The organism is Leminorella richardii, from assembly GCF_900478135.1.
Taxonomy (GTDB): domain Bacteria; phylum Pseudomonadota; class Gammaproteobacteria; order Enterobacterales; family Enterobacteriaceae; genus Leminorella; species Leminorella richardii.
Genome location: NZ_LS483470.1, coordinates 3,822,985 through 3,842,570 on the forward strand (window position 1 = coordinate 3,822,985; position 19,586 = coordinate 3,842,570).

Below are 19,586 nucleotides of genomic sequence, written 5' to 3' on the forward strand. Positions count from 1 at the left end.
ATCAGGCGAAGTAGCTCAGAATAGTATTGATTACCGTGCGCTGATTAACGTCAGTCATGTTATAGAACATCGGTAAGCGAACCAGACGATCGCTCTCTTTGGTGGTATAGCGGTCTTCGCCGTGGAACTCACCAAACTTCTCACCGGCCGGGCAGGAGTGCAGCGGGATATAGTGGAACACCGCCATAATTTCTGCTTCTTTCAGATAGTTGATAAAGCGCGTGCGGTCTTCAACATCACTCAGCTTGATATAGAACATGTGAGCGTTATGTTCACAGTTGGCGGGAACGATGGGTAAAGCAATTCGTCCCTTGTCCGCCAGCCCTTTAAACGCGCTGTAATAGTTGTTCCAGAGTGCCAGACGGCGCTGGTTAATTTCCTGAGAAACTTCCAATTGAGCCCACAGATAGGCCGCCTGAAGGTCTGACATCAGATAGCTGGAACCAATGTCGCGCCAGGTGTACTTATCCACTTGGCCACGGAAAAACTGGCTGCGGTTAGTGCCTTTTTCGCGGATGATTTCTGCACGCTCAATCAGCGCAGGATCGTTAATCAGTGTGGCTCCGCCTTCACCACCGGCGGTGTAGTTTTTCGTCTCGTGGAAACTGTAGCAGCCAATATGGCCAATGCTGCCCAGCGCTTTGCCCTTGTAAGTCGACATTACGCCCTGCGCAGCGTCTTCCACCACGTAAAGGTTATACTTCTTCGCCAGCGCCATAATGACATCCATTTCACAGGCCACGCCGGCATAGTGAACGGGAACGATAACGCGGGTTTTTTCCGTGATAGCGGCTTCAATTTTGGTTTCATCGATGTTCATCGTATCCGGGCGCACGTCCACGAATACCGCCTTTGCACCGCGAAGCACAAAGGCGTTTGCGGTAGAGACGAAGGTAAAGCTTGGCATAATGACTTCATCGCCCGGCTGGATGTCCAGCAGAAGCGCAGCCATCTCCAAAGATGCCGTACAGGAAGGCGTTAAAAGCACTTTATGGCTGCCGAAGTTCTGCTCTAGCCACTGCTGGCAGCGACGGGTAAATCCACCGTCTCCGCACAGCTTGCCGCTGCCCATAGCAGCCTGCATATAGTCAAGTTCTGTTCCAACAACCGGGGGCGCATTAAACGGAATCATTTTCTTCACCTAATTATTATCTGTATAGCCAATATGCTGTGCTGTGAACGGAAGCACCGCTTCTAATATAAAGGCGTAAGGCGGCAATATTTCCCATCTGAGTGGCGACATAAAGCGTCTTTAGCTCTTTTTGTACGCACCAGCGCTTTGCGGCGTTCATCAACGCCAGCCCAGCGCCCCGTCGGCCACGTTCAGGCCAGGCGGCCAGCAGGCCAATCCGGCCCTGCTGTTCATCAATTTGTCTTAACGTCACAAAGCCCAGCGGCTGCTGTGCTTCGTCTTCAATCATCAGGCATACGTGATCAAAGGTACCCAGCACGGCCTTTTCCGCCCACAGTGCGTAAAAGCGAGCGCTGTCGCCTTCCTGATACCAGGGTGCCCGAAAGCGGCTTTGGCGAAAGGCGGCAGATGCTGCCGTGCGCAGAGCAGGAATATCGCTCTCCGTTGCCAAACGGCAGTAATGCCCGGCAGCAGGCTCACTTACCGACTGTGCATCCAGCGTCAGTTGAAAATCGACTTCCCCTTCCACCAGCTGAAAGCCAAGCGCGTTTAGCCCGTCAATCACCTCTGAGCGTTCTGCGGGCACCTTGGCCTGAAGGCGCTGATAGCCCAACAGGGAATCGGCATCCAGCGGAGCAGCATCATCGGAAAAATTCAGCTTGGCGCTGGAAAGGGAAAAAAACTCGCTTTCCCAGGGCAGGGCATCAATACTGGCGCGGACGGACATGGAGTAAGTCCTGCAGATACTTGCCGTAGCCGGTTTTAGACATCAGGGTTGCGGCTTTTTGCACGCCCGCATCGTCCAGCCAGCCGTTGCGCCAGGCGATTTCCTCCAGACAGGCTATCTTAAAGCCCTGGCGCTTCTCCACCGTCTGCACAAACGTGCTGGCTTCAACCATGCTGTCGTGAGTACCGGTATCCAACCAAGCAAAGCCTCGCCCAAGCAGCTCAACGCTCAGCGAGCCCTGCTCAAGATACATCTGATTAATACTGGTAATTTCCAGCTCGCCGCGCGATGAAGGCTTAACCCGTTTAGCCATATCCACCACCTGACGATCGTAAAAGTAGAGGCCAGTGACCGCCCAGTTTGACTTAGGCTTCACTGGCTTCTCTTCAATCGACAGGGCGCGAAAGTTTTCATCAAACTCCACGACGCCAAAACGCTCCGGATCCATGACCTGATAGCCAAACACCGTAGCGCCGCTGTCTCTGGCCACAACGTTACGCAGCTTCGGCGTGAAGGACTGGCCAAAGAAGATGTTGTCACCCAGCACCAGACAGCATGAATCACCGTCGATAAACTCTTCGCCAATAATAAATGCCTGAGCCAGGCCGTCCGGGCTAGGCTGCTCGGCATAGCTTAATCGAATGCCAAACTCCTCACCCGACCCCAACAGGCGGCGAAAGGCGGGCAGATCTTCCGGCGTAGAAATAATTAGAATGTCCCGAATGCCCGCCAGCATCAGTACCGACAGCGGGTAGTAAATCATCGGCTTGTCGTAAATCGGCAACAGCTGCTTCGATACGCCCCGAGTAATTGGATACAGTCGCGTACCGGAACCGCCCGCCAGAATAATGCCTTTCATCGTTTTGTTATCCTCAAGCACCTCCGGCCGTCAGGCCAGAGGACTGATAATCTTTATAGGACTATTTTATTGACCGCAGCCCAATGCGCTCTCTGGCATAGGAGCCGTCCTGAACGCGCTGACACCACACCTGATGGGTTAAATACCACATCACGGTTTTACGAATGCCGGATTCAAACGTCTCCTGGGGCTTCCACCCCAGCTCACGCTCAATCTTCGCTGCGTCAATCGCATAGCGCATGTCGTGTCCGGGGCGATCGGTAACGTAAGTAATCAGATCTTCGTACTTAGCAACACCGCTTGGCTTTTGCGGCGCCAGCTCTTCCAGTAGTTGGCAGATAGTCCGCACAACGTCGATATTTTTACGCTCGTTGTGCCCGCCAATATTGTACGTTTCGCCGATTTCCCCTTCCGTTACCACTTTATACAGCGCTCTGGCGTGGTCTTCGACAAACAGCCAGTCGCGAACCTGAGCGCCGCTGCCGTAAACGGGCAGCGCTTTACCCTCCAGCGCGTTCAAAATAATCAAGGGGATCAGCTTTTCGGGAAAGTGATAAGGGCCATAGTTATTGGAACAGTTAGTCACAATGGTCGGGAAACCGTAGGTCCGAAGCCAGGCGCGCACTAAATGGTCACTAGAGGCCTTTGATGCCGAGTAGGGACTGCTTGGCGCGTAAGGCGTGGTTTCCGTAAACAGGTCATCCGTGCCGTGCAGATCGCCATATACCTCATCCGTTGAGATATGGTGGAAGCGAAATGCCGCTTTACGATCGCCAGAAAGCTCGTTCCAGTAGGCGCGAGCCGCTTCCAGAAGCGTATAGGTACCGACAATATTGGTTTCAATAAACGCCGCCGGGCCGTCAATTGAGCGATCTACGTGACTTTCTGCCGCCAGGTGCATCACCAGATCGGGCCGATGCTCAGCAAACGCTCTGTCAAGCGCCGCACGATCGCAAATATCGATCTGCTCAAAGGCATAGCGTTCGCTGTCAGACACCTCAATTAAAGAGTCCAAGTTACCAGCGTAAGTCAGCTTATCGACAACAACAACGCTGTCAGGCGTATTTTGAATAACGTGCCTAACGACCGCCGATCCGATAAATCCGGCACCGCCGGTAACTAAAATCTTTCTCACCGCCATACCCCTTTGGTATCAATAATCCAAGACTGCTTAACCTGCTCAGGGGCAATGGCTTTAAACTGGCGGTGATCCACCAGCATCACGATAACGTCTGCTTCAGCAAGCGCCTTTTCCGTTTCTGTTAATGCCACTTTGTTCGCCAGAATAGCCGGCAGCTGATGCACATTAGGCTCTACGGCTAGCGTTTTCCCAGCGTGCCAGTCGGCAATCATATGGGTAATTTCCAGCGCAGGGCTTTCGCGCAGGTCATCAATATCTGGCTTAAATGCCAGGCCAAAACAGGCGATTTTCACCTCGGCAGCGCGCTTTCCGCTCTCAGTCAGACAGTCGGCTACGGCAGCCTTTACCTTCTCCAGCACCCAGTACGGCTTACCGTCGTTCACTTCACGGGCGGTGCGAATAATGCGCGCCTCTTGAGGGTTTTGCGCCACAATAAACCACGGGTCAACCGCGATACAGTGCCCACCAACGCCTGGGCCCGGCTGGAGAATGTTAACGCGAGGGTGGCGGTTCGCCAGTCTAATCAGTTCCCAAACGTTGATATCCTGATGGTCGCAAATCAGCGACAGCTCGTTGGCGAAAGCGATATTCACGTCGCGGTAGCTGTTTTCTGTCAGCTTACACATCTCGGCAGTCCGCGCGTTGGTAACAACACACTCGCCCTTAAGGAAAATCTTATACAGCGCGCTTGCTCGTTCGGAGCAGCGCGGCGTCATCCCACCGATAACGCGGTCGTTTTGTAAAAGCTCAATCATCACACGCCCTGGCAGCACGCGCTCTGGGCAGTAGGCAATGTTGATGTCTGCCGCTTCACCCGCGTTTTGTGGGAAGGTCAGATCGGGGCGGGCATCAGCCAGCCAGCCAGCCATTTGCTCCGTTGCGCCCACCGGAGAGGTGGATTCAAGGATCACTAGGTCACCCTTTTTCAACACCGACGCAATAGATCTGGCCGCTGACTCGACGTACACCATATCCGGCTCGTGGTCGCCTTTGAAAGGGGTTGGAACGGCGATTAAAAACGCGTCCGCAGGCTGAGGCTTGGTGACAGCGCGCAGGAACCCACCTTCAACCGCCTCTTTAACGACTTTATCCAGATCGGGTTCAACGATGTGGATCGCTCCACGGTTGATGGTATCAACCGCGTGCTGATTAACGTCAACGCCAATAACGTTCTTTTTATGTGATGCGAACGCGGACGCCGTTGGCAGGCCAATATAGCCAAGACCAATAACGGAAATTGTGTCAAAACTCATAGCTTCACCTGATTGTTTTTCAAAGCATCGAGAATACGCTGGCAGGCTTTCCCGTCACCGTATGGGTTATGCGCGCGGCTCATGATGTGATACTCGTTTTCATCTTTCAGCAGCCTGCTCACTTCTTCTAAAATTAAAGCAATATTCGTACCAACTAGTCGCACCGTTCCGGCAGAAACCGCTTCAGGGCGCTCGGTAGTGTTGCGCATCACCAAGACCGGTTTACCTAAAGAGGGAGCCTCTTCTTGAATACCGCCGGAGTCAGTCAATATCAGATAGGCGTGATCCATCAAATAGACAAAAGGCAGGTAGTCCTGCGGCTCAATTAGGGTCACGTTGTCGATATGGCTTAAAATGCGCTTTACCGGTTCACGCACGTTAGGATTCAGGTGTACTGGGTATACCACTTGAACGTCCGGATGACTGCGGGCAATTTCCGCCAGCGCGCTGCAAATACGCTCGAAACCGTCGCCAAAACTTTCCCGACGGTGGCCTGTTACTAGGATAATTTTCTTATTTTGATGCAGGAACGGATAGCGACGCTCCATTTCTTCACGAAGCGTTGTGTCGCTGTGAATGCGGTCGCGCACCCAAAATAGGGCGTCAATAACCGTATTACCAGTAACAAAAATTCGACTATCGGGAATCGCCTCTCTCAGCAGGTTTTGTTTAGAGGTTTCGGTCGGTGAAAAGTGATACATGGCCAAATGGCCCGTCAGCTTGCGGTTGCCCTCTTCAGGCCACGGAGAATAGAGATCGCCAGTACGCAGCCCCGCCTCTACGTGCCCGACGGGGATCCGCTGATAGAACGCTGCCAGGCTGGTCGCCAACGTTGTTGTCGTATCACCGTGCACCAGCACTACATCTGGCTTGAACGACTCAAGAACCGGCTTCAGCCCTTCCAGAATTCGGCAGGTAATTTCCGTCAGCCCCTGTCCCGGACGCATAATATCTAAGTCATAGTCAGGCTTGATATCAAACAGCTTTAATACCTGATCCAGCATTTCACGATGCTGTGCCGTTACACATACTTTAGATTCAAAGTCCTTGTCGTTAGCCAGCGCGTGAACTAACGGCGCCATTTTTATTGCCTCAGGACGAGTACCAAAAACGGTTAACACTTTCACGGGGTTTCTCTTTTCAGTTTTTCGTTGTGTAGACTAACATCCATAAAGGCGCCCGAAGGCGCCCAATCATTATTATTCTCTGTTCTCTTCTAGGCTCTACGCCTACGCGTCAAGGCCACACCGGCGCCAATCAGGCCGCCAATGCCTCCCCACATAATCAGCAGGAACAGGCGACGCGGCTTGTCACGCGCGATGGGATCTTCTGGCGTACGCAAATAGCGATAGGTCCTGAAGTCTGAATCCAGCTTAACGCCTTCCTCTAAAGAAGAAAGGATCGCGCGGTTGTGATCGTAGTCAGCGTCAAAGCCAGGGCCAGTGGCCTGTAAAGCCTCATACTGGGCTTCCAGTGCCGGTTTACCCAGCATAAACAGTTCAGAACTCGGTAGCTGCCCTGCGGGAACGTCTGTGCGCGCACGCTCAATACCCTGCTTCTCAGCAACCTCTAATGCATGCTTAACGCGCTTTAGCTCTCGCTGATAAACGGCATTGGAGATGTCTTCCTGACGCTTGACCAGATAAAACAGCGTTGTTTTGCGCGCAGACCAGGTACCAGAAAGCTCATCGTTAAGGGCTGCGATAGCGCGCCGGTTAGCGAAGTTGACGTATTGGCGCAGCAGCTGATTGGCATCGCTAGGCGTTTCCGCCGTAAGCTTAACGCTGTCGTTAACGCCTTTTTTATCGTCTTTTGGAGCAAATGAAATATTGTTGATAAGCTCATCAAGCAAGACGGCATCGGCTCTGGCATTCCCTTCCTTACGCTGTGCGTAGTAGTCCGAGCTCAGCCAAAAATCCCTGCGGGTGTCATAGGAAGAGAGCTGCATAACGAATTCATCATACACATCCGAAGCAATGGGCGTTTCACTGGTCTGTGAATTAGCGCTGCTGTCACGCACTAAACCGCGAAGGAACTGCTCTTGAGTATAGTACCCCCCCAGCATACTGACAGTCGGCCTGTCAGTAATCGCCGTCGCGCTCCACTCTTGTTTGACAACGTAAGAGTAAACCAGTGCAAACAGCGCAAATACAACGGCAATGCCGACTATCCACACTTTTCCATACCATAATGAATAGCACAGGCTGCGGATATCTAATTCATTATCAATGGACTGAATCTCAGGTTTCATGTTGATGATAAAGCCTCTGTTTAAGAAATATGTTGCTCTTTACTGGCTCTGCGCATCCGCCGCCTAACGCGTTTAATAAGACGTGCTACCCGCCAGGCGCGCTTGATGCAAAACCCGTACACAAGAAAAACAAGCAAGAATAGTGCCATCATTATCCATTCAGGGACGAATGCAAGATGTTCACCAATTACGCCAATCGCCGCCAAAATCGCAGCCGAAAGCGTGATCAAAACAAAGGCTTGGGGAGAGGTAAACCCAGCGCGCATAATCAGATGGTGAATGTGCTGGCGATCGGCTGAGAAGGGGCTCATACCCTTACGCAGGCGGCGATACATAATGGCTATCATATCAACCAGAGGGATAGCGATAACCCAAAGGGCGGTAACCGGATTCATTGGGTGACCGGTTCCCTGTGTGCTCTGCAGTAAAATCCAGATCACGGTAAAACCAATCAGCGTACTGCCCGCATCGCCCATAAACACCTTGTAGCGCTTACCAAAAGCGCCGAGGTTTAGCAGCAGATAGGGAATGATGGAGGCAATAATGGCAAAGCACCAGTAGCCCAACAGCGACTGACCGTCCATAACCAGCAGTATGCCCAGCGCGCCAAAGGTCACACAGGCAAGCCCGCCCAGCAGGCCGTCGATGCCGTCAACCATATTGAAGGCGTTGATGGAAGCCCAAACGGCAAACAGCGTGACGACGTAGCCAAAGGGGCCAAGCACCAGCTCAAACGGCCCAAGAATATATCCCAGACTGTGAAGATAGAGACCGGCAAAGTACATCATGGAAACAGCAACCAGCGCCTGTACAGAGGCTCTGAACTTCACGCTGATATCAAACCGGTCATCAATAGCGCCCACAACGACCAAAATACCGGCGCAGGTAAGATAAATGCCGGGCTGTTCTATCTCTTTCCAATTAATGAAAAGATATAAACAAATCCCGGCATAAACGGAAATTCCTCCAACAAGAGGAATAACCCCTTGATGGCGTTTTCTATAATTAGGCTTATCAACCAACCCTATCTTTTTTGCCACCTTGCGAGCGACAAATAGGAAAGCCAGAGAAAACAAAAAAACGATAATAATATCGCTACTCACAGTGAGTGCATTCACGATTAACGGCTCTCAATAAAACGGATGAGTATCAGGATATTATCCTAATACTCACCTCGGTTTAACTTCAACTATGAACGCTTCATCATATCGAAGAATTCATCGTTTGTTTTCGTCATCGCTAACTTGTTAATCAAGAACTCCATCGCGTCAATTTCACCCATAGGATGAATAATGCGACGCAGGATCCACATTTTTTGTAGCTCTTCTGAGGTCGTCAGCAGCTCTTCTTTACGGGTACCGGAGCGGTTGTAATCAATCGCCGGGAACACGCGCTTCTCGGCGATCTTCCGAGACAGATGGAGTTCCATGTTGCCGGTGCCTTTAAACTCTTCATAGATGACTTCATCCATTTTAGAGCCGGTATCAACCAGAGCAGTAGCAATAATGGTCAGGCTGCCGCCCTCTTCCACGTTGCGCGCAGCGCCAAAGAAGCGCTTAGGACGATGCAGGGCGTTGGCGTCAACCCCCCCGGTCAGCACTTTGCCCGATGCAGGCACGACGGTGTTGTAGGCACGAGCCAGACGAGTGATAGAGTCAAGCAGGATAATAACGTCTTTCTTGTGCTCAACCAGACGCTTGGCCTTTTCGATCACCATTTCAGCAACCTGAACGTGACGAGAAGCCGGTTCGTCGAAGGTTGATGCAACCACTTCGCCCTTCACCAGACGCTGCATTTCAGTCACTTCTTCAGGACGCTCGTCAATCAGCAGCACCATCAGCACGCAATCAGGGTGGTTATAGGCAATGCTCTGGGCAATGTTTTGCAGCAGCATGGTTTTACCGGCTTTCGGTGGCGCAACGATCAGGCCACGCTGACCGCGGCCGATAGGCGAAGCCAAATCAAGCACGCGAGCGGTAAGATCTTCCGTCGAACCGTTGCCACGCTCCATACGCAAACGAGAGTTAGCATGCAGAGGAGTCAGGTTTTCAAACAGGATCTTGTTACGGGAGTTTTCCGGCTTGTCGTAGTTGACTTCATTGACTTTCAGCAGGGCAAAATAGCGCTCGCCTTCTTTTGGCGGCCGAATTTTGCCAGAAATGGTGTCACCCGTACGGAGGTTAAAGCGGCGAATCTGACTGGGGGAAACGTAAATATCATCGGGACCGGCAAGGTAGGAGCTGTCTGCGGAACGCAGGAAGCCAAATCCATCCTGCAGTATTTCCAGCACTCCGTCGCCAAAAATATCTTCACCGCTTTTTGCATGCTGTTTAAGGATAGCGAAGATAATGTCTTGCTTACGCATCCGGGCCTGATTTTCCAGACCCATATTTTCGCCGAGAGTAACTAACTCAGAGACCGGCGTATTTTTTAATTCGGTAAGATTCATAGTGGTGGGTTCTTTAACTCGGGGTCTGTCTCGAAATGTCTTGATGAATAGATGGCTGAGCTCGCCACGCCTGTAAATTAGAATATCCAGTCACGCCGCACGTCAATGCGGAAGGCATAACAGTGTCTGATAAATTTTTAGGATAAATCAGAAAGCCGTGCCCGAATATACATTCTAAACCTGTTTCAAAATCATAGCGCTACTTGAGTGCACTTAAGGGTACTGAAGGACATATAGGCTATGGATTTAAAATTGGATACGTCTGTAGATAAGATTTCATGAAGCGTAAATAAAGGTAGCATGCTTTATTCGCGTAGTCTACGGATCGATAAAGAAAATGCAATAATAACGCATGAAAACGCGTCAGCACGATGCTCATTTTAGTCAGTCAAAAGCCAAACCTGACGACTCAGAGCCCGTGCCGATCGCTTGTCGCTCAGAATATTAGAGGCTATTGTCCAAAAACTCTTTTAACTGAGACTTAGACAGCGCACCAACTTTGGTTGCCGCCACGGCGCCGTCTTTAAACAACAGCAGAGTAGGGATACCGCGAATGCCATACTGCGGTGCAGTTGCAGGGTTTTCATCGATATTCAGCTTGGCGACCGTCAGTCGGCCTTCATATTCAGACGCAACGTCATCCAGAATGGGAGCGATCATTTTGCACGGGCCGCACCATTCTGCCCAAAAGTCCACTAGGACGGGCCCTTCGGCTTTCAACACGTCACTTTCAAAGCTGCTATCGGTTAAGTGAATAATTTTTTCGCTCATGTTTGACTCCGCGGGATTAGATGTGATTCATTGGTGTTTTATTGACCAAAGAAACGTTGAATAAATGTTGACTTTATTTCAACGGATACGCATTCGTAAAGCAATACTTTCGTGAATGCGAGGTTAACTGCTATTCTACACCACTATGAGCAAAACACACTTGACGGAACAGAAGTTCGCCGACTTCGCACTACACCCCTCGGTCATCAAAGCCCTTGAAAGTAAGGGTTTTCATTACTGTACGCCAATACAGGCATTGGCGTTGCCTTATACCGTAGAGGGGAAGGACGTTGCAGGACAGGCGCAAACGGGTACCGGAAAAACGCTGGCTTTTCTGGCATCTACCTTTAACTATTTATTAACGCACGCGTCCGACGAGCAGCGCAAAACGAATCAGCCGCGAGCGCTGATTATGGCGCCGACGCGTGAGCTGGCCGTTCAGATCAGCAACGACGCCCAGCCTCTGGCAGATGAAACCGGCTTTAAAACCGGCCTAGCCTATGGCGGAGACGGTTATGACAAGCAGCTTAAAGTGCTGCAGTCTGGCGTAGACATTCTTATCGGTACAACGGGTCGTCTTATTGACTACGTCAAACAGGGCCATGTCGATCTTAGCGCCATTCAGGTTGTCGTTCTGGACGAAGCCGACCGCATGTTTGACCTGGGCTTTATTAAGGATATCCGCTGGATCTTCCGACGTATGCCTGCTGCGGAACAGCGCCTGAATATGCTGTTCTCGGCAACGCTCTCCTTTAAAGTCAGAGAGCTGGCGTTCGAGCACATGAATAGCCCTCAGTATATTGAAGTTGAACCAGAGCAAAAAACCGGCCACCGCATTAAAGAAGAGCTTTTCTACCCCTCAAACGAGGACAAAATGCGCCTTCTGCAAACGCTGTTGGAAGAAGAATGGCCCGACCGCGCTATCGTTTTCGCCAATACCAAGCACGTTTGTGAAGAGATCTGGGGCCACTTGGCGGCAGATGGTCATCGAGTCGGCCTGCTGACTGGCGATGTGGCACAGAAAAAGCGCCTGCAAATTCTGGATGAGTTCACCAAGGGCAATCTGGATATTCTGGTCGCCACCGACGTTGCCGCTCGCGGTCTTCATATTCCTGAAGTCACACACGTATTCAACTACGACCTGCCAGACGACTGTGAAGACTATGTTCATCGCATCGGCCGTACCGGTCGCGCTGGCGCCAGCGGCAACTCGATTAGCCTGGCCTGCGAGCAGTACGCGCTGAACCTACCTGCTATCGAGCAGTACATCGGTCACGCCATTCCGGTAAGCCGCTATAACCCAGACGCGCTAATGACAGACCTGCCTGCGCCGAAACGACTGCCGCGCACGCGAGCTGTAGGTAGTCAACGACGCAGCAGCGGGCCCCGTAGAAGCGGAGCTCCTCGCGGTCGCAAGCGTTCAGGATAGCGCGACAAGGTATGCTTCCCCCTCAGAACTCAGAATGCGGCAAAATCGACAACTCTTCGATTTATGCCGCTATCGATCTGGGTTCAAACAGCTTTCATCTGTTAATCGTCCGCAACACCAACTGCGGAATACAAACTCTCGACAAATTGAAAAAAAAAGTCAGGCTGGCTGCCGGACTGGACGAAAGCGGCTATCTGTCGGAAGAATCCATGGAGCGCGGCTGGCAGTGCCTGGCGCTGTTTGCTGAACGTCTTCAGGGGATCCCCCCACATCGTATTCGCGTCGTTGCTACTGCGGCACTGCGCACGGCTAAAAATGCCCAACGCTTTATTTCTGTGGCTCTTGAACGGCTAAACGTCTCTATCTCTATTGACATCATTTGCGGTGAAGAAGAAGCACGGCTGATTTATCAGGGAGTGAATCATACTACCGGCGGCGATCCTAAACGTCTGGTGGTTGATATCGGCGGAGCCAGTACTGAACTTATCGCAGGCGACGGTGATAGCATTAACAATTTGGTTAGCCTTCCTATGGGCTGTGTTACCTGGCTTGAACGCTACTTTGCCAACCGCTCTTTAAGCGCCGACAACTTTCACCAGGCAGAAACCGCTGCGCGTGAGCTGTTATCCCAAATTGCTGAACGACTTATATCCTGCAGCTGGAAAACCTGCGTTGGAGCCTCTGGCACTGTTCAGGCACTACAGGAAATCATGGTTGCACAGGGTATGGATGAAGCCATCACTCTGGATAAGCTGCTACAGCTGAAAGAACAGGCCATCCAGTGCGGTAAACTCGAAGAGCTTGAAATTGAAGGGCTGACGCTGGAAAGAGCACTTGTGTTCCCCAGCGGCCTAGCGATTCTGATCGCCGTTTTCGACACGCTAAAAGTGGACAGTATGGTGCTTTCCGGCGGGGCGCTGCGTGAAGGATTAGTTTACAGCATGCTCCCCATCCCTCCCGATCGCAATGTTCGCCAAAGAACCGTCAGAATGCTTCAGTCTCTTTATCGTGTCGACTGCCAGCAGGCAGACTTCGTTAGTCAGTGCGCTAGTGCGCTAAGAGCTCAATTACAAAGCTCTTGGCATCTTGATGATAACGTACAGGAGATGCTTTTCTGGGCCTGCCAGCTTTATGAGGTAGGACTTAGCATAGAATTCAAAAACGCTAACCAACACGCCGCCTATCTGGTCAGCCATATAGATATGCCGGGGTTTACGCCTGCACAAAAAAAGCTACTGGCGGCACTCCTGATTAATCAAAGTCACCCTCTCGATCTTCAGGCACTCTCTCAACAAAATGCACTTCCCGCGCACCAAGCCATTCAAATTGTTCGCCTGCTAAGGATCGCGATTCTTTTCTGTCGAGCTCGGCATCCAGCGACAACGCTCAACGTTAGCCTTTTCGCCGACGGCGATCGACTACAGCTAAGCATCGACAGTAATGACCTCAAAAATCGCCCCCTTTTAGCGGAATCTCTCCTTCAGGAAAGCCGCTGGCAAACAAACTGTCGGTTGCCTTTTTCTATTCAGGCCAAATAGAGAAACCACTCTATAAAACAGAATAAAAAAATTGAACTCCTCTATTGTTGAGCGTATTTTTTATTCTGATTTTCATCTTTGCATTACCCTCGCCAAGGAGACAAAAAATGGATTTTAACGACATTGCCATCGAATGGAAAAAGGGCATTATTATATTTGGCATCGTTTTGGCTCTCTCGGCCTGCGATAATATGGCTGTCGCATCATCAACTACGGCTAACGGCGCCTCCTCTGTCTCAGAAAGCGTTAAAGAAGACACCGCAAAAGTAGCTAATGAAACCAAAGAAAAAGCGGAGAATGACGCTAAAAAAGCCTGAGAAGAACAGCGGGCTGCCGAAGCAGCAACCGTAGAGAGTATGCAACTACAGCCAAGCTGTCATTAATCTCTATTTAATTTAATCGATAGATAAAATACAGTTCAAAATGGATAAAGATATTTTCCGCATTGTGTTGTTATTAACCCAACTTATTGGATAAACAATAAAAAACATTAAATAAGCACCCTTTAAAATAATAAACAATTAATTTAAAACAGCCATTAATTGAAAATTGAACTATTAAGTAGTATTTTTATCCTTCTCATTTTTTATCAGCCGAATAAAGGAACAAAAATGGATTTCAAGAATGGCTCAGTCGCATGGAAAAAGGGTGCGATCGCTCTGTGTATAGCACTTGCACTATCAGCCTGTGATAATAAAAAAGAAGAACCATCATCCTCTGCACCAACCCCAACTCCGGTTCAAAGCACTCCTCAACAGGCTGAAAAGCCTAACGGCGAAAATGCTCAAGATGACGCTAAAGCAAAAGCTGAAGAAGCAGCAAAACAGGCTGAAGCCGAAAAGCAGAACGCTGAACAGGCTGTAGCAGAAAAAATGCAGGCCTACATTCAGTGCTATAACTCTATTGATAGCTCTATTCATGACAGTATCAATCGCTATAGCAGCTGGGTAAAAGATTTCGAAAAAGGCCCAACCGGTAAAGAATCCACTGTTTACGGGCTTTATGCAATCCATCAGAACAGTACTGACTCCTGTCAGAGAGGCGTCACCAAAGCGCTTGATATTAAGCCTGCCTTTAATCCGATGGACGAAATTGCCGCTAGTTACCTCGCCGCTGCTGAAAAAGTCAGCACAGAAATTAACGCCCTAAATCGGTACTACGATCAGGGTGACTATACAGACGACAAATTCGCCAAGGGTAAAGAATTACATCCTAAACTCCTGGCAGCTTATAAAGCCTTCGAACCTGCGTCTAAAGCATTTTCACAGGCTATTAGTGAGATTAACGATGAGCGTCAAAAAGCCCATCTAAAAGCAATGGAAGAAAGCGAAGGCAAAACCCTTAGCTACTACAGCCTGGCAATCATGATGGATGCAAAAAGCATCAATAGGATGATCGAAGAAGATACGTTTGACGCTGAAAAATCGCTGGCCATGGTTTCTGAACTGCAAAACAAAATTGAAAGTTCACGCCCTCTTATCGAAGAGCGTAAAAAGGCTAATGATACGTCCTACATAAGCTACGATTCTTTATTACGCCAAGCAGACAGCTACGCTAAGGCCGCCAAAGAGCGTATTCGCCGCGTGAGAGATAAAGAGCCCTACTCAAGGGGTGAGCAGATGAACCTCGGCACGTCTGGTGAGTGGATGGTTAACGGCTCTGTCGGAAAGCTTATCAAAGAGTACAACAGTTTGGTTGGCGACTATAACCGTCTTTAATTCCTACATTCCTACATAATAGAAAGCCGGAAATGATTCCGGCTTTTTTACGTTTAGGCAACGTTATTCTTTCCCTCTCGCCTTGGCCAACTGCTCGCGAATATTAGCCAAATGGCCTTTCCCTTTTTCCATTCGCTCTTCGGCAGAAACGGCCTTGCGCGCGTTTTCCCACACCAGATCGTCCTGCGGCAGCTCAAGCAGGAAGCGGCTGGGCTCGGGGCGAACCAGCTCACCAAACTGACGACGCTCACGACAGAGAGTAAAAGTCAGCGCTTTCTGCGCCCTAGTAATACCCACATAGGCCAGCCGCCGCTCTTCATCAACGTTATCTTCATCAATACTACTCTGGTGCGGCAAAAGTCCCTCTTCCATACCAACAAGGTAAACATAGGGGAATTCTAGGCCTTTTGACGCGTGCAACGTCATCAGCTGCACCTGATCCAGCTCTTCATCACTCTCTCCTCGCTCCATCATATCGCGAAGGGTAAAGCGCCCGACCACCTGATCCAGCGTCATAGGCTCATCCAGATCGGAGCCTTCCAGCATTTCCGTCATCCAGCCGAACAGCTGGTTAACGTTCTTCATTCTCATCTCTGCCGCTTTCGCGCTGGGAGATGTTTCATACAGCCAGCTTTCATAGTCCATGCCGTGGATCAAGTCTCTGACAGCGGCTACTGGCTCTCTTTCCGCCGTTTTAGCCACACCGTCAATCCAGTGACTAAAGCGTTGTAGCGCCTCCAAACCTCTCCCTGTAAGGCTTTGAGACAGCCCAACGTCAAAGCTGGCGCGATAGAGGCTAACGCTGCGCCCCATGGCCCAGTTCCCCAATTTCTCCAGCGTCGCCGCGCCGATTTCTCTTCTCGGCGTATTGACAATACGCAGAAATGCGCTGTCGTCATCTGGGTTAGTCAACAGCCGCAAATAGGCCATCAAATCCTTGATTTCAGGTCGAGAAAAGAACGATGTGCCGCCAGAAATACGGTACGGAATGCGGTTTTGCATCAGCATCTTTTCAAAGATGCGCGACTGGTGATTGCCGCGATACAGAATGGCGTAGTCTTTATACTGCGTCTTATTGATAAAATGATGGGCAATAAGCTCACCGACAACCCGCTCCGCCTCGTTGTCTTCGTTGTTGGCGGTCAGGACTTTCAGTTCTTCCCCATAGCCGAGCTCAGAAAACAGGTTCTTCTCAAACACGTGCGGGTTATTGGCAATCAGTATATTAGCGGCTTTAAGGATACGCCCGGATGAACGGTAGTTCTGCTCCAGTTTGATCACCTGAAGGCTCGGAAAGTCTTCGTTAAGCAGCACTAGGTTCTGTGGCCGCGCGCCGCGCCATGAGTATATGGATTGGTCATCGTCTCCGACTACCGTAAACCTTGCCCGTGAGCCTACCAGCAGCTTCACCATCTCATACTGACTGGTGTTGGTATCCTGATATTCATCCACCAGCAGGTAGCGCAGACGGTTTTGCCAGCGCTCTCTGACTTCTTCATTACGCTGAAGTAGGAGCGTCGGCAACAGAATAAGATCGTCAAAGTCGAGGATGCTACAGGACTTAAGCTGCCTGTCATAAAGGTCATAGCAGTGGGCAAACAGTTTATCCCGCTCGGACTTGGCGCTCGCAGCCGCCTGTGCTGGATTGATCAGGTCGTTTTTCCAGTTGGAGATAGTAGAAACCAGCTGAGACAGCAGGGTTTTGTCGTTTTCCAGCCACTTCTCCGTCAGATCCTTAAGCAGCGCCATTTGGTCCTGATCGTCAAACAAAGAGAACGACGACTTCATGTTCAGCGCTACGTGCTCACGCTTGATAATCTCCAGCCCTAGCGTATGGAAGGTAGAAATCGTCAACCCGCGGGACTCCTTACGCCCCAGCGTTTGCGATACACGCTCCTTCATCTCTCTGGCAGCCTTGTTGGTAAAAGTCACAGCAGCGATATGGCGTGCCTGATAGCCGCATTCGCGCACCAAATAGGCAATCTTATTAGTAATAACTCGCGTTTTGCCCGAACCCGCACCCGCCAGCACCAGGCAGGGCCCGGTAACGAATTCAACGGCTTGTTGCTGACGGGGATTCATTCGCATAACAAAGACGGGCTCACAAAACTAAAAAGGATGGCGATTATAGCAAAAAACGGCACCGTCGACAGAAGGCGCCAAAAGTAAAAAACCCGCACTTGGCGGGTTTTTCTACACGAGAAGAAACGTTAGATGGCTTCTTTCGGTGAAGGGCCGTAGGCATTCGTACCGCTGGTGCTGTCCAGAACGGTAAAGACAAACAGAACCAGAGAGCCAAATGGGATCAGGGCAACTAGAATCCACCAGCCGGTTTTATCCGTATCGTGCAGACGACGAACGGTAACGGACAGTGCAGGAACCAGAATCGCCAGATAAAATACGCCGATCAGCAGTATGCTTACTACACCGTTAGAACCGAACAGAGAATCCAGAATACCGCCCACGATCGCTAACGCGATAACAATAAGGCAGGCAAACAGCTGGAACATCCAATATTCTTTACGACGCGCGCGGCCAGAGAAATCAGCGTACTGAGTTAAACATTTTTTAAACCATTCCATAGAAACTATATCCCTTATAAATATTTGTGAAGAGGTAGGATTATATACAAAAATAGATGTCCGTCCAGCTCAAACATGTAGTCTATTTCGCAAAACGGTTGATTAGAGATGTATTAATTATTTTTCTATTTGAATATAAAGAAATATAAACAGGGCGTAAAACGCCCTGTTTATATAGATATTAATTAACCTGCAACGGCAATACGCTTCATGTCCGTCATATAGCCGCGCAGTTTCTTACCAACAATCTCAATTGGATGATTGCGAATGGCTTCGTTCACGTCGCGCAGCTGTGCGTTGTCAACGTCAGACGCGGCAACTGGCTTACCCAGATCGCCCGCCTGCAGAGAGGCCATAAACTTCTCGCGCAGTAGCGGAACGGCAGCGTTGGCAAACAGATAGTTACCGTATTCAGCCGTGTCGGAAATAACCACGTTCATTTCATACAGGCGCTTACGGGCAATAGTGTTAGCAATCAGCGGCAGCTCATGCAAAGACTCATAGTAAGCGGACTCTTCGATAATGCCGGAAACAACCATTGTTTCAAACGCCAGCTCAACACCCGCTTTCACCATAGCGATCATCAGTACGCCGTGGTCAAAGTACTCCTGCTCGCTGATTTTCCCTTCCTGCTGAGGTGCGGTTTCAAACGCCGTGCGTCCCGTTTCTTCACGCCAGCCCAGCAGTTTGGCATCATTGTTTGCCCAATCCGCCATCATCCCCTCAGAGAAAGCGCCGGAGATAATGTCGTCCATGTGCTTTTGGAACAGAGGAGTCATCAGAGTCTTCAGCTGTTCAGACAGCGCAAAAGCGCGCAGCTTGGCAGAGTTGGACAGTCTGTCCATCATCAGCGTGATGCCACCCTGCTTCAGCGCTTCAGTAATAGTTTCCCAGCCGAACTGGATCAGTTTTTCCGCGTAAGCGGGAGAAGCGCCATCGGCAACCATTTTGTCAAAGCACAGCAGAGAACCAGCCTGCAGCATACCGCACAGAATAGTCTGCTCGCCCATCAGGTCAGACTTAACCTCAGCAACGAAAGAAGACTGCAGAACGCCAGCGCGATGACCGCCAGTCGCTGCTGCCCACGCCTTAGCAATCGCCATGCCTTCGCCTTTCGGATCATTCTCTGGATGCACCGCGATCAGCGTTGGCACGCCAAAGCCGCGCTTGTATTCTTCACGCACTTCCGTACCCGGGCACTTCGGCGCCACCATCACAACCGTGATGTCAGAACGAATTTTTTCTCCCACTTCAACAATGTTAAAGCCGTGAGAATAGCCCAGCGCAGCACCCTGCTTCATTAGCGGCTGTACTGCCTGAACAACAGAGGTGTGCTGCTTGTCCGGAGTCAGGTTAACAACCAAATCCGCCTGAGGGATTAATTCTTCATAAGTGCCAACTTTAAAGCCGTTTTCCGTCGCTTTGCGCCATGAAGCCCGCTTTTCATCGATAGCGGCTTTACGCAGCGCATAAGAAATGTCCAGACCGGAGTCACGCATGTTCAGGCCTTGGTTAAGCCCCTGAGCGCCACAGCCGACGATAACGATTTTTTTACCCTTTAAAAATCCTGCCTCATCGGCAAATTCGTCGCGCGCCATAAAGCGGCACTGACCCAGCTGAGCCAGCTGCTGGCGTAAGTTCAGCGTGTTGAAGTAGTTAGCCATTATTATTCTCCGTATCGCACTGGTGTGCCGTGTTGTATGTTGTGTTGGCGCTCGTTTGCGCCCCTGATAGGG

General features: G+C 50.5%; 17 protein-coding genes. 4 read left to right on the top strand and 13 right to left on the bottom strand.

The features are described from left to right. Position 1 precedes the first annotated feature (1 nt). The 10 genes from rffA to trxA form a co-directional block, all read right to left on the bottom strand. Positions 2-1,132, bottom strand: coding sequence for a dTDP-4-amino-4,6-dideoxygalactose transaminase (gene rffA, locus DQM29_RS17345; RefSeq protein ID WP_111741828.1), 1,131 nt, complete (start codon positions 1,130-1,132; stop codon positions 2-4). Between the two features lie 16 nt (positions 1,133-1,148). Next, on the bottom strand, positions 1,149-1,859 hold the full coding sequence (rffC, locus tag DQM29_RS17350) for a dTDP-4-amino-4,6-dideoxy-D-galactose acyltransferase (RefSeq protein WP_111741829.1): 711 nt from the start codon (positions 1,857-1,859) through the stop codon (positions 1,149-1,151). After that, complete coding sequence (gene rfbA, locus DQM29_RS17355; protein WP_111741830.1) at positions 1,837-2,718, bottom strand: glucose-1-phosphate thymidylyltransferase RfbA; 882 nt, start codon at positions 2,716-2,718, stop codon at positions 1,837-1,839. The genes rffC and rfbA overlap by 23 nt, the downstream gene beginning before the upstream one ends. Before the next feature lie 61 nt (positions 2,719-2,779). Continuing rightward, positions 2,780-3,859, bottom strand: coding sequence for a dTDP-glucose 4,6-dehydratase (rffG, locus tag DQM29_RS17360; RefSeq protein WP_172622639.1), 1,080 nt, complete (start codon positions 3,857-3,859; stop codon positions 2,780-2,782). Further along, positions 3,850-5,112, bottom strand: coding sequence for a UDP-N-acetyl-D-mannosamine dehydrogenase (gene wecC, locus DQM29_RS17365; protein WP_111741831.1), 1,263 nt, complete (start codon positions 5,110-5,112; stop codon positions 3,850-3,852). The genes rffG and wecC overlap by 10 nt, the downstream gene beginning before the upstream one ends. Further along, positions 5,109-6,239 (bottom strand): non-hydrolyzing UDP-N-acetylglucosamine 2-epimerase, encoded by a 1,131-nt coding sequence (gene wecB, locus DQM29_RS17370; protein WP_111741832.1) that lies wholly within the window; start codon positions 6,237-6,239, stop codon positions 5,109-5,111. Before wecB ends, wecC begins: the two co-directional genes overlap by 4 nt. An 89-nt stretch (positions 6,240-6,328) precedes the next feature. Continuing rightward, positions 6,329-7,363, bottom strand: a complete 1,035-nt coding sequence (gene wzzE / locus DQM29_RS17375; protein WP_111741833.1) for an ECA polysaccharide chain length modulation protein — start codon at positions 7,361-7,363, stop codon at positions 6,329-6,331. Between the two features lie 20 nt (positions 7,364-7,383). Next, positions 7,384-8,481: a UDP-N-acetylglucosamine--undecaprenyl-phosphate N-acetylglucosaminephosphotransferase gene (gene wecA, locus DQM29_RS17380; RefSeq protein WP_111741834.1), complete on the bottom strand. Its 1,098-nt coding sequence runs from the start codon at positions 8,479-8,481 to the stop codon at positions 7,384-7,386. Positions 8,482-8,552: 71 nt separating this feature from the next. After that, positions 8,553-9,812 (bottom strand): transcription termination factor Rho, encoded by a 1,260-nt coding sequence (rho, locus tag DQM29_RS17385; protein ID WP_111741835.1) that lies wholly within the window; start codon positions 9,810-9,812, stop codon positions 8,553-8,555. 444 nt (positions 9,813-10,256) lie between these two features. Continuing rightward, entirely contained in the window at positions 10,257-10,583 is a 327-nt protein-coding gene (gene trxA / locus DQM29_RS17390; RefSeq protein ID WP_111741836.1) for a thioredoxin TrxA, read from the bottom strand. A gap of 145 nt (positions 10,584-10,728) precedes the next feature. Here trxA and rhlB point away from each other — a divergent pair, with 145 nt between their 5' ends. The 4 genes from rhlB to DQM29_RS17410 all read left to right on the top strand — a co-directional run bounded on the left by rhlB (position 10,729) and on the right by DQM29_RS17410 (position 15,268). Then, positions 10,729-12,012 (top strand): ATP-dependent RNA helicase RhlB, encoded by a 1,284-nt coding sequence (gene rhlB / locus DQM29_RS17395; RefSeq protein WP_111741837.1) that lies wholly within the window; start codon positions 10,729-10,731, stop codon positions 12,010-12,012. Between the two features lie 11 nt (positions 12,013-12,023). After that, on the top strand, positions 12,024-13,550 hold the full coding sequence (gppA, locus tag DQM29_RS17400; RefSeq protein ID WP_111741838.1) for a guanosine-5'-triphosphate,3'-diphosphate diphosphatase: 1,527 nt from the start codon (positions 12,024-12,026) through the stop codon (positions 13,548-13,550). 107 nt (positions 13,551-13,657) lie between these two features. After that, complete coding sequence (locus DQM29_RS17405; protein ID WP_111741839.1) at positions 13,658-13,867, top strand: hypothetical protein; 210 nt, start codon at positions 13,658-13,660, stop codon at positions 13,865-13,867. Between the two features lie 225 nt (positions 13,868-14,092). Continuing rightward, the gene (locus tag DQM29_RS17410) at positions 14,093-15,268 is read left to right on the top strand and encodes a YiiG family protein (RefSeq protein ID WP_145960386.1); all 1,176 of its coding nucleotides are present in this window, start codon (positions 14,093-14,095) and stop codon (positions 15,266-15,268) included. A gap of 63 nt (positions 15,269-15,331) precedes the next feature. On the opposite strand, the gene rep is transcribed toward DQM29_RS17410, so the two are convergent. From rep to ilvC, 3 genes are all read right to left on the bottom strand, one after another. Continuing rightward, a complete protein-coding gene (rep, locus tag DQM29_RS17415; protein ID WP_111741841.1) occupies positions 15,332-17,356 on the bottom strand; it encodes a DNA helicase Rep in 2,025 nt (674 codons plus the stop codon). Between the two features lie 122 nt (positions 17,357-17,478). Beyond that, positions 17,479-17,850 (bottom strand): DUF805 domain-containing protein, encoded by a 372-nt coding sequence (locus DQM29_RS17420; protein ID WP_111741842.1) that lies wholly within the window; start codon positions 17,848-17,850, stop codon positions 17,479-17,481. 185 nt (positions 17,851-18,035) lie between these two features. Beyond that, entirely contained in the window at positions 18,036-19,514 is a 1,479-nt protein-coding gene (gene ilvC / locus DQM29_RS17425) for a ketol-acid reductoisomerase (RefSeq protein WP_111741843.1), read from the bottom strand. Between the last annotated feature and the right edge of the window lie 72 nt (positions 19,515-19,586).